We start from the raw sequence: 11,433 nt of genomic DNA, 5'->3' as shown, positions 1-11,433 counted from the left end.
TTACAAATCGCCTATCAAGTCCATAATGTCATCGAGTTCTTCCAGAGAGAGCTTCTTGTCCACGAAATCACTCGGTGTTAACTCAGAATCTTTCTTTTCTATACAATGAAAAATAATAGCGTTCAAATGAAATTGATAGAGTCCCATGAGCTTGTCTATCGTCGTTTTGTGAAACTCATGGCGATTGTAATTCAAATAGATAGTCAGCTCTCCACCGATAATCTTGGCATAGATATCGAGCGGGTGCATGCGCTCGGCATGAGGGCCTAGTACTCTACCCCCTGGTAGATCCGATACCGTGAACAGATCATTGTCCAGATCAGCATCGTACTGTCCCAGATAATTGAACACAACCTCGGGTTGGCGTGTGAAATGGATGTCTCGCTTGTGCTCGGTCTCTGTGAGATGCTTTAGGATGGCATACCCGATTCCTTTATTAGGAATGGCACGCATCGTTTCTTTGACCAGCTTGATCTGCTCCCCTAATTGGCCCGATTTGGCTACAGGCAGCACGACAGGGAAAAGGGAAGTGAACCAACCTACCGTACGGGAGACATTCAAGCCTTTGACAATCTCTTCACGTCCATGTCCTTCCAAAAAGACCCTAACATCGTTTGCCCCTGTCCATTCCTGCATCGCCATTCCCAAGGCAGTCAGCAAGATCTCTTGCGTTTCCGTTTGGTAGGCGTGATTTGTATGGCGCAGTAATTGTTCCGTCTCCATTTTGGAGAAACGAACCGACGCTGTTATCGTCTCCATTTCGGTCTGATAAATGGTCTCCTGATCCTTTGGCAAGGGAGGGGACGGAATGGATTCGACTTTTTTCCAATAAGCTAGTTCATTGACAAGCTTCTTGCTATTGGCAAAGGTTTTCAGCTCTTTTGCCCATTTTTGATAAGAATGTGTTTTTTCCGGTATAGCAATTGGATTACCTGAGGCTACTTGCTGATAGGCGATTCGGAAGTCTTCCAGAAGGATTCGCCAGGAAACACCGTCAACAACCAGATGGTGAATCGCAAAAAGCAGATGGTCACCTACTCTTGTCTTGAAGAGCGCTACTTGAACCAGAGGTCCCTCTTGTAAATTCATTCTGGCTTGCAGACGGTTTGCTTCTTCTTCCACTTTGTTTCGAGCATTCAGCTCTTCTGTAAAATCAAACACATGGAATACGAACAGATTACCATCGTCACCCCGATTGAATTGGACAATTCCCTCATCCGATTCGGTAAAGCTCATGCGCAGGGCATCATGATGAAGGACTAGCGCATGGAGTGACTCCATCAGTAGTTCGCTATGAAAGCCCTCTCGGCTGAAAACCATCATTGCTTGATTCCAGTGCTGTCTGCTTGATGAAATCCGTTCAAAGAAGTAGTGCTGGATCGGTGTAAGTAAGACAGGCCCTGTAACAAGTCCCTGATCGATATGGATACTCTCGGAAATGATAAACGGTGCCATTCGTTCGATCGTTGGATATTTAAACAGATGATTGACTGCCATCATGAGATTCATCCGTTGCAGACGAGACGCGATCTGCAAACCCTTAATGGAATCCCCACCAAGCTCGAAAAAGCTGTCTTGAATCCCTACTCTCTCGATGCCAAGTACTTCTCCCCAAATTCCGGCAAGAATCTTTTCCATTTCAGTGCGCGGTGCTACATATTCCACTTCGCTTCTCACACTTCCATCCGGTTCGGGCAGGGCCTTGCGATCTAGCTTGCCGTTGGCTGTAAGGGGAAACTCCTTCATGAGAACGAAGTGAGCAGGTATCATATATTCTGGCAAATCACGGCGAAGCAAGTCGCGCAATTGACTGACTGTCCATTCCTTCGCGGAAAGCAGATAGGCGCATAAGTATGCCTGATTGTTCTGGTCCACTCGGGCCATAACCACCGCATCATCAATCGACTCTTCCTGAATCAGTTTGCTTCGAATTTCATCCAACTCGATGCGGTATCCACGAATTTTTACCTGATGGTCCATCCGTCCGAGATACTCGATGTTGCCATCCTCACGATAGCGTGCCAGGTCGCCAGTGCGATAGATACGCTTTCCAGCCTCTAATGGATGGGCAACAAACTTTTCAGCGGTCAGCTCTTCATTCTTCAAATATCCTCTCGCCAAGCTTATTCCAGCGATACAGAGTTCGCCCGGAACGCCTATTGGCTGCAACTGTCCATACTGATTGACGATGTACATTCGATAGTTGGGCAGTGGCTTTCCGATGGGGACAGGACTCTCCTGTGAGTCTTTTGCGAGCGAATAACGGGACGTATAGATGGTCGCTTCTGTTGGCCCGTAGATGTTTTCCAATTTCACCTCCGGCAGTACTTCATACACCTTTGGCACGAGATCATCTGGCATCGCTTCCCCGCAAGCAAGGATGTACCGCAATCGGTTGGCTTCGTTTCGCCCCTCCAGATATTCGACGAACGGAATCAACATGGATGGCACGAAATTGATGTGGGTGACCCCGTCTTTGACTACGGCCTTCCATATTTCTTTGGGGTTCTTTTCCGCCTCTGGCTCGAGAATGACTAACCTTCCATTCCCAGGAATCCACCCGAAAATTTCGGCAACAGAGATATCAAAAATGTAGGTCGTCTTCAGCAGGATTGCATCTTCACACGTAAGCGGATATTCATCCTGCATGGCATGGAGTACATTGAGCAGTCCCCCGTGTTCAATCATCACGCCTTTTGGCTTCCCGGTTGAGCCCGATGTGTACATGACATACACGAGGTCATCCGGCATGTTAACCAATGGTAGATTGCTTGTATCTGAGGAAAAGCTACTCTCGCTATTCAAATCCATAACATCCGCTGTAAAGCTTGCTTTTTCAACGAAACGCGACTGTGCTACCACCAGCTTGGCGCCGCTGTCTGTGAAAATGTAGGAAATTCGTTCGGTCGGACTGTTCGGATCGATCGGCAGATAGGCTCCACCTGCTTTTAACACGGCGAAAATGGCCACTATCATCTCGAAGGATCGTTCCGCTATAAGCATCACCAGATCATCTGGTTGCACCCCTTTAGTTCGGAGGGTATGTGCCAGTTGGTTGGCTCGTTCGTTCAGCTCTCGATACGTCATGCACTGTTCGCCGAGTACCAATGCGATCTTGTCCGGTGTAGCAGTCGCCCATTCTTCTAACAACTGCATGATCAATTTGCTGGGGTATGTTTTGGATGTATCGTTTACCCCTAGTAACAAATCGAGGCGTTGCTCTTGAGGCATTAGTTCAAACGCTTTAACTTGCTCCTCCAAGCCGTGAATAGCTTGCAAAAGGAGATGTTCAAACTGTGCAATCATGCGGTGGATCATGCTTTCATCAAACAACCGTGTGTTGTATTCAAAAACAATCTGCAGCTCGTTCTCCCGCTCCACTGCTTCGAGTGTCAGGTCGAACTTGCTAATCCTGTTATTGATATGACGCGTGTGATTTTCCAACCCTGTCTCCGATGCACTTTGCATCATGAACATCACATCAAACAGGGGATGACGATTCCCATCGCGTTTTGCGCCAGAGCCTTCGAGAATTTTATCAAAGGGAACGTACTGGTTTTGCAATGCAGATAAAAGTTCTTGCTTAACCTGTTGCAGGTTATATAAAAAGCTTTCTTCATGCTCAATTGAGAGTAGAAGTGGCAAGGTATTCACGAACATCCCAAGTATCTCTCGGGTATCCGGATGCTGTCTTCCATCTGTTACGGTACCTAGTATGACTTGCTTGCTGTCGTTATTCATTTTGGATAGCCAGACAGATACGATGGTGAGCATCAGCATATAGAGGGTTCCATCATGTTTGGTTGCTGTGGTCTTGAGCTTTCTCGTGAGTTCTTTGGTTGCGCGATACGTGATCGTAGCCCCATCAAATGTCAGTTGTGGTGGACGGTTTCGTGTAGGAAGCTGGACAACAGGAAGCTCGCCCTCAAGAAGGGTTTTCCAGTAAGCAGCTTGCTGTTTGTATTCCTCGCTTGAATGCCATTCATTTTGCCAGTGCGCAAACGACTTATAGGTACTCTGTAAAGGGAGAAGCTGCTGTCGTTCGAGTAAAGTCTGTAATTCCCGTAACAAAATCGACTTGGATAAGCCATCCATGAGGATGTGATGGGAGTCGAGCCAGAGAACCTGTTTGTCAGGAGTTTCAATGATTCCAGCCCGGAGCAATGGCGCTTTTGCCAAATCGAATGGCTTGATGTGCTCTGCTAGTAGGCTGTGTAGTACCTCTTCTGCACCCGTTTGACGGACAAAGGATAGTTCGGCGAACGTGACAATTCGTTTTACGATTTCGTCATAATGCATGTGATACGTGCTTCGTAATCCTTCGTGACGCATCACCAGCTCCTGCAAGGCCATCTGGATATGCTCCACATCTACGGATTGGGGAAGGTCAACCGTGAATGTCACATTGTATGCAATCGACTCTACATCCTGCTGCTGGATGATGTACATGCGTTTCTCCACCGCGGATGTCTCGTATTCCTGTTGTACGCCCAGCTCCTGCAATGGTTGTAGGTTCGTCTGCTCTTGCTCTGTGAACAAACGTTTCAATTGGCGAATCGTTGGATGCTTAAAAAGCTGGTCATATCTCAAATCGAATCCGATATTCTTGAACTGGGAAATGAGTTGCATGGCCTTGATCGAGTCCCCACCGCATTCAAGAAAATGGTCGTCGATTCCCACCTGCAAAATTCCTAGCACGCTGCTCCACACGTGAGCCAATTGTTGTTCAAGCTCATCAGTTGGCCCGACGTAATACTCCCTCAGCAGCTCCTCATCTGCCTGTACATCTGGCAGCGCCGGCTTATCTACCTTTCCATTCGTGGTGAGTGGTAGAGTCTCCATGTGAACAAAGTGCGTCGGGATCATGTAATCAGGAAGATCATTTCCGAGCCATTCCCTCAGCTCGTGAAAAGGGATTTCATCAGGAGCAACATAATAGCTAACTAAGAATTTGCGGCCATCCTCCCGTTCTTTGGCGATAACGGTTGCCATTTCGACCTTTGGATGATTCATGAGGAAAGGCTCAATTTCTCCTGGCTCGATTCGATATCCGCGAATTTTTACCAAATTGTCGAGGCGGCCCAAAAACTCGATGTTCCCGTCAGGCAACCAGCGTGCTCTATCTCCTGTGCGGTACATGCGCTCACCCGTCTGCGGATGAATGATGTATTTCTCAGCGGTCAAATCTGGTCGGTTCACATATCCTCGTCCCAACGCTTCACCGAGGATAAATACCTCGCCCGCTACCCCAATCGGCTGCAATGCCAGCTTTTCGTCCAAAATGAGGATGTAAGTATGAGCGATTGGCTTGCCAATCGGAATACTCTGGTATTGCTTGTCCACCTCAAAAGTAGTAGCAACAATCGTGCACTCTGTCGGTCCATACAAGTTGTAAAGCTTGTAAGCACCGCGCCGTTCAACCCTTTTTAGTACATCCCCGCCTGTGAGCATCACTCGAAAAGAACGATTATCCATCTGCATGAACTGTTCAGCTGCTCCTGTCGGAAAAAAGCTGATCGTAATACCTTTTTGGTTACAATAATCATTCAAGGCAATCAGATCATACTTCAGTGCAGTTGGCACGATGTGTAATAAAGCGCCCGTGAGCAGATAGGGGAATATATCCAAGGCAGATCCGTCAAATGCAAAACTGGAATAGACAAGGGCTTTGTCTTCAGGGCTTACTTCAAAGTACTGGCGATGCCATTCACAAAAGTTTACCAAGTTGCGATGCTCGATCATGACGCCTTTCGCCAAGCCTGTCGATCCCGATGTATACATGACATAAACGAGATCTGTTGATCGATTGACATGTGGTAGATTCTCTTTTCTGTCGCTGTAGCTACGAGGGTCACACACATCGATCACTTCTACTTCGCAGATGCTTTTCGCCTTCTCTATAAGCGGAGTCTGTGTCAATAAAACGGGTGCACCACTGTCGTTTAACATATAAGCAATTCGTTCATCCGGATAATCCAGATCGATTGGGAGATATGCTGCTCCGGCCTTTAGAACGGCGAGAATACTCACCAGCATATCCAGTGATCTGTCCATCATGAGCGCCACAAGATCGTCGGGCTTAATTCCTTTGGCACAAAGGCTATGGGCTAACTGATTGGCTCGCTCATTAAGCTGTTTGTATGTCAGGGACTGATCTTGATAGACAACTGCTAGACTGTCCGGTGACACTTCGACTTGTCGTTCAAACAACTGATGATAGGTTTTATCGCTCTGCTTCTCTACTTGTGTTCGTTCCCCACAAAAACGCTTTAATGCCAGCAGTTCTTTTACGGTGGTCATATTCAGGTTTTTGTAGAAATCTCGATCTTTTTTGTAGTGAATCGTTCCACCAGATGGTTGCGGAAATGGTGTGATCCGCCCACTGACAATATTTTCCCACTCTCGGATGAACAGGTCTTCAATCACTTGATTCGCTTTGTTGTAACAATCGATCAGTGTATCTTCTTCATCAAAAGATATCTCTTCCTGAACAAGAATATTGCCTGTATCGATATTCTCGTCTATGAGGTGTAGCGTAACCCCGTTTGGTGTCTCATCCCAAATACTCCAGAAAACAGGGTCTCTCCCCTTGTTCCAGGGCAAAAGGGATGTATGTAGATTGAGAATGCGCCCTTTGAAATGGGAAACGATTTCCTTACCCAGAATATAGCCGTACGCGTAACTGACAACGTAATCGATTTCTTCAAAATATTCGGTTTGTTGCTCCCATTTTTTCGTGCACACGATGACTTCGTGGTTTCTTGATTCCAAGTACTGGACAATCCTGTTTTCTTTGCTCATGAATGTTGTTAGGAATAGTATTCTCAAAAAAACATCACCAGCATTTCTCATAATTTCGTTGACAAAAAGTTGACTTCGATTGAAAATCATCCTAGATGGAAGTTATGCCACATTTTTACTTTTTGTTACATGATTTTACATATAACTCAAAAATATGGTTTTCTGCAAGTAGTTGTATGTAAATTTTTTTATTTTTTTGTGCTCAACAATTAGAGGAAATAACGCAAAAAGGCGCTACTCTGCTAGTTTTGAGCGATGAAAGGAGGAAAGTTTACCACTGGTAAAAACTAACAATTCCTGACAACTCCCGTTTTCAACGCTACACTTCGTTCAACATGACATTTTACTCTGAAATGAAATTGCCTCTGTGTCTCCATCTTCAGTTGCTTCTACCCATTTTTGTCATTCACACATCATTTTTACAGTTTTTTAATGTTCTGAATTGGATAAAAAGGGTACGATATGAGAGTTGCACATGCAATTGGAGTCACAGAGAAATCTTAGCAAAGGGGATTTTTTTATGGAGCCTGCAATCGTCATTAAGGATCTCAAAAAATCATTTGGAGACAAAAAAGTTCTCGATGGCATTTCCCTCTCGATTCCCAAAGGTACAATTTTTGGTCTACTTGGACCTAATGGAGCTGGAAAAACAACCTCCCTTCGAATCCTGTCCTGCCTTATTGAGCCTACGTCAGGAGAGGTCACCATTCTCGGTCACCAAATCAGCAAAAATAAAGAAGAGATTCGCAAAAAAATTGGTTGCGTAACAGAATCTCCCGGGGTGTATGACAAGCTTTCTCTGTTGGACAACCTGGAATTCTTCGCCTCCTGCTACCAGATGCCCAAAGCGAAGCGGGCTTCACGCATCGAGTATTTGCTGCGCCAGTTCGATTTGTGGGACAGAAGAAACGATCCTGCTGGCAGATTGTCAAAAGGAATGAAACAAAAACTTTCGATTGTTTGCGCGATTTTACACGATCCAGAGGTGCTTTTCTTAGACGAGGTCACAGCCAATCTCGACCCTGTCAGCACTCGGAAGCTGAAAGACCTGATTCGCGAGTGGGCTGCGTCTGGAAAGACGATCATCTTTTGCTCACATATCCTGGCAGAAATTGATGAGTTATGTCATGAATTCGCCATCATTAAGGGTCAAGTAATTCGTTTAACGACCCCACAGAAGTTCCGCGAAGAGTGGACCACCTACAATGTGCTACTTGACGTAGGAGCGGATACGCATAAGTCGGAACAGATTATTAAAGCCGCCGAGGAAGTAGAGACGTATAAGCGCACCGAAGACCAGTTCCACCTGAGGGTAGCCAATCCGAAGGACTCGAACCCACAGCTGATCAAAAAGCTGGTCGCAGCGGATATTACGGTCAATTACATAGCACCCATCTCCGTGTCACTGGAGGACTCCTATCTCAGCTTGTTGAACCAAGAAAAGGAGGCGATCTAGGATGCCGGGATTTGTTATTATCCGGGAATGGAAGGAGCTTTTCGCAGCACGTTCCGTATTGATTACGAATCTTGCTGCACCATTCGTTATATTGGTTGTCGCTCTGATCACCACAGTATTTGCCCAAAACGGTAAGATGGAGTTCATCCTTAACCTGATGAAATTGACCAACCCCCTCCTTAACATGGCAGGTGAAGATGGTCATATTGCCATTGCCCGCTTCTATTTCCTCTTGTTCCTGATCGTACCGGCGATGATCCCCTTAACATTTGCCACGACGAGCATCATCATGGAAAAAATGACAGGAACATTGGAAAGCGTACTGGTCACCCCGATTTCCACCAAGGAGTTTTTGCTGGGTAAGGTCCTAGCTTACTCCTTGCCTTCCATCGCTCTGACCTGGGTGGTCCAGCTAATCTTTCTAGGGTTCATCTTTGCAACCTTTGACAATGCCAGCGAGTATTTTTCCATCGTATTTATTCTCGCGATGCTCCTGCTGGTTCCATTTATTTCGATCATCAGTGTATCCATGAGCGTCATTGTTTCCTCCAAGGTTGACAACGTCGCAGCAGCCCAACAATTTGGTGCCATACTGGTGCTGCCAATCATCGGACTTGCTGTCAGTCAGGTCATCTTTCTTTCCATGATGAGCAATCCGGTAATCTATCTGGGAATGGTTACGCTTTGTGCGGTGGTTGCCCTGATCTTGTTCCAGACAAGTATTAAAGTGTTTGATCGCGAGCATATCATCAGCAAGTGGAAATAACCGAAAGTATGAAAAATAACCACCTTATGAAATCGTTGTAGTTACACGATTCCATAAGGTGGTTTTACTATTGGGGTATTGTTTTTAGCTAATAATCGTTTTAAGAGTTTGGGTCATCGTGTGCCAGTCTTCTTCTTGCATGATCGTATCTAGAGGTCTCTTCAATTCTATGAGTACATCCTCTACATAATGCTCACGTCTCATCCCCACCAGGACGCTGTGTACCTCTGGAGTGGCGCGCATCGTTCTAATGGCTGCTTGGCTGAGGTTATCTGTTGTCATCAAATGCGGCTTCACCCTCGTCAGCTCTTTCGAGATATCCAGTGAACGCTGGTAGTCTTTGGGGGCATAGTAGCTCTTCAAGGCTTCTGCTGTCTCCATGAGAGCTGCCTTGTAGGTATCCAGCCATTGCTGTGTCTGGTCGTCCAAGCCATCATGTTTTTTAATCGTATTACGAATATCTTCAATGACCGGCTCAAACAAGAAGTTTCTCACATTTTGCACATTTGTGGCAGAATATAGCTTTTTCCAGTATTTGCGGAGTGTAGCACCAGATGATATTTTTTTCTTCAGCTCTTTTACATCTTCTTTCTCCATTTTCAATAATGGCAAGACGCGATAGACGATCTGATCCTCTACATCATCTACACGATTCAGACAATCCTTGATTCGACGAGTAGCTTCTTTTTCATCAATGACCGAGCTCAGATCTAGTTGGATGTTCGTCAGGCGGAAGATTTTATCCTTCGCTGTCACATCTAACGTCCGGTTGGTCATGACACCAAGTCCCTTTTCCTTGGCAAATAACAAGGCACTCTTGCCTTGCGCATGACTTTTTTCCAGTATGGCACCAGATTCGTACATGTTCATTGGAAACTGGATGACGCGAAAATGGTGATTTGGTGTAATCTTTTCTGCAATGTCCCAAAGGGTATCTAGCGCAACAAAATCAAATTCCTTGACATTGCTGCCAAACGAATTGGCACTGACACCATAGCATTGAATCCGACCTGATTCGACTTCTTTCTCCAGATGTCGAAAAGCCTTCTCCATTCGCTCTAATAATTCATCATACGCTTCCTGTTGCTTGATCTTTTTCATTTTGGCCCATAGCAAATACCACTCTGGATTGTGCAGCATGTAGCAATCAATCGTGTCCACCTGCAAGCGCTGCAGGCTACGTGTCAGCTGGTCTTGAAGGTACTCTGGGTGGATACATATCGACATTCCTTCGTGTACCGTCGTGAAGTCTTGATAAGGTTTTCCTTCCGCTGTCCTCTTCGTCGTCTCCTCGGAATCTTCGCCTTGGACGATACCGGCCTTCGACACGATTACAAGCTCTTCCCGCTTTATTTTTTCTTCACTTATCAGCTGCTTCAGCACATGACCGATGACTTTCTCCGCGCTACCATTTGTATACATACTACTCGTGTCAATCAAGTTAATTCCTTCGAGCAGCGCTTTACGGAGTGCCTGCTGGTACTGCTCATCCTGTTCATCAATCCGGTACGTTCCGAATCCAACCTGACTGATCCACACATCGAAGCTGCCAAATTGCTTATAGAAAAGATGGGGATTGGCCTGTGCTAGGCGCTGTGTCCCCTCTCGTGTTGCTTTTCCTGTCATCATCCAATCCCCCTATACCCGGCAAGATAATTTTGAAGAGTTGACCCGACAATAGAAATGACTTGGTCCTGTTGAGAATGGATGAAAAAATGGTCGCCTTCCAGTATGTGCGTTTGAAAAGAAGCGTTGGTATGTTCTCTCCAGGCTTCGAGATGTGTTATGGAAAAATCCGGGTCCTGCCAACCGCCAATGGCCGTCACTCCGGACTCCAGCGGTTCCCCGTCTTGATAGCGATATGTCTCGCATATCGAGAAATCGGCCCGAAGCGTAGGGAGAAGCATATTCAGAATCTCCTTGTCCTCAAAAATTTCCTTTGGCGTGCCATTCATTGTTCGTACGCCCTCCAGAAACTCTTGATCCGGGAGATGATGAATGGCTTCACCCGGATCTGGCAGATGCGGGGCATGGTATCCGGATGCAAACAAGTGTTGCGGCTTGAGGTTGTAATGTTTGCGTAAATATCTGGCCAGCTCAAAGCTAACCAGCGTTCCCATGCTATGTCCAAAAAATGCAAACGGTCGATTTAGATACGGAAGAAGCGCTTCTGCCAAATCACGAATCATTACAGACAAATCCGTGTAGCAAGGCTCTAAAAAGCGATTACTTCTGCCGGGAAGCTGCACAGGACAAACGCCAATTTGAACGGGCAGCTTTTTTTGCCAATCCCGATAAATACCAGCGTGACCACCAGCATAGTGAAAGCAAAATAATAGCACTTCTGCCTCTGCTGTCATTTTTGCAGAGAGTAGCCATCGGTTCTGGGAAACGTTCATCTTTTGCATAG

General features: G+C 46.1%; 5 protein-coding genes. 2 read left to right on the top strand and 3 right to left on the bottom strand.

Annotated elements, in window-relative coordinates; all coding sequences use genetic code 11:
• Positions 1 to 6,828 carry a linear gramicidin non-ribosomal peptide synthetase LgrA gene (lgrA, locus tag ODZ53_RS04815; protein WP_372676143.1) on the bottom strand — a complete coding sequence of 2,276 codons (6,828 nt, stop codon included), beginning with the start codon at positions 6,826 to 6,828 and terminating at the stop codon, positions 1 to 3.
• 493 nt (positions 6,829 to 7,321) lie between these two features.
• Here lgrA and ODZ53_RS04810 point away from each other — a divergent pair, with 493 nt between their 5' ends.
• Positions 7,322 to 8,257: an ABC transporter ATP-binding protein gene (locus ODZ53_RS04810; RefSeq protein WP_015891187.1), complete on the top strand. Its 936-nt coding sequence runs from the start codon at positions 7,322 to 7,324 to the stop codon at positions 8,255 to 8,257.
• A gap of 1 nt (position 8,258) precedes the next feature.
• Complete coding sequence (locus ODZ53_RS04805; protein WP_015891186.1) at positions 8,259 to 9,023, top strand: ABC transporter permease; 765 nt, start codon at positions 8,259 to 8,261, stop codon at positions 9,021 to 9,023.
• 84 nt (positions 9,024 to 9,107) lie between these two features.
• Here the strand turns inward: ODZ53_RS04805 and ODZ53_RS04800 are convergent, their stop codons facing one another.
• Positions 9,108 to 10,652: an aldo/keto reductase gene (locus ODZ53_RS04800; protein WP_372676142.1), complete on the bottom strand. Its 1,545-nt coding sequence runs from the start codon at positions 10,650 to 10,652 to the stop codon at positions 9,108 to 9,110.
• Positions 10,649 to 11,431, bottom strand: coding sequence for a linear gramicidin aldoreductase LgrE (gene lgrE / locus ODZ53_RS04795; RefSeq protein WP_372676141.1), 783 nt, complete (start codon positions 11,429 to 11,431; stop codon positions 10,649 to 10,651). The genes ODZ53_RS04800 and lgrE overlap by 4 nt, the downstream gene beginning before the upstream one ends.
• Between the last annotated feature and the right edge of the window lie 2 nt (positions 11,432 to 11,433).

The organism is Brevibacillus sp. BD137 (genome assembly GCF_041644655.1).
Taxonomy (GTDB): Bacteria; Bacillota; Bacilli; order Brevibacillales; family Brevibacillaceae; genus Brevibacillus; species Brevibacillus brevis_D.
This window is presented reverse-complemented; position numbering and strand designations above follow the sequence as displayed.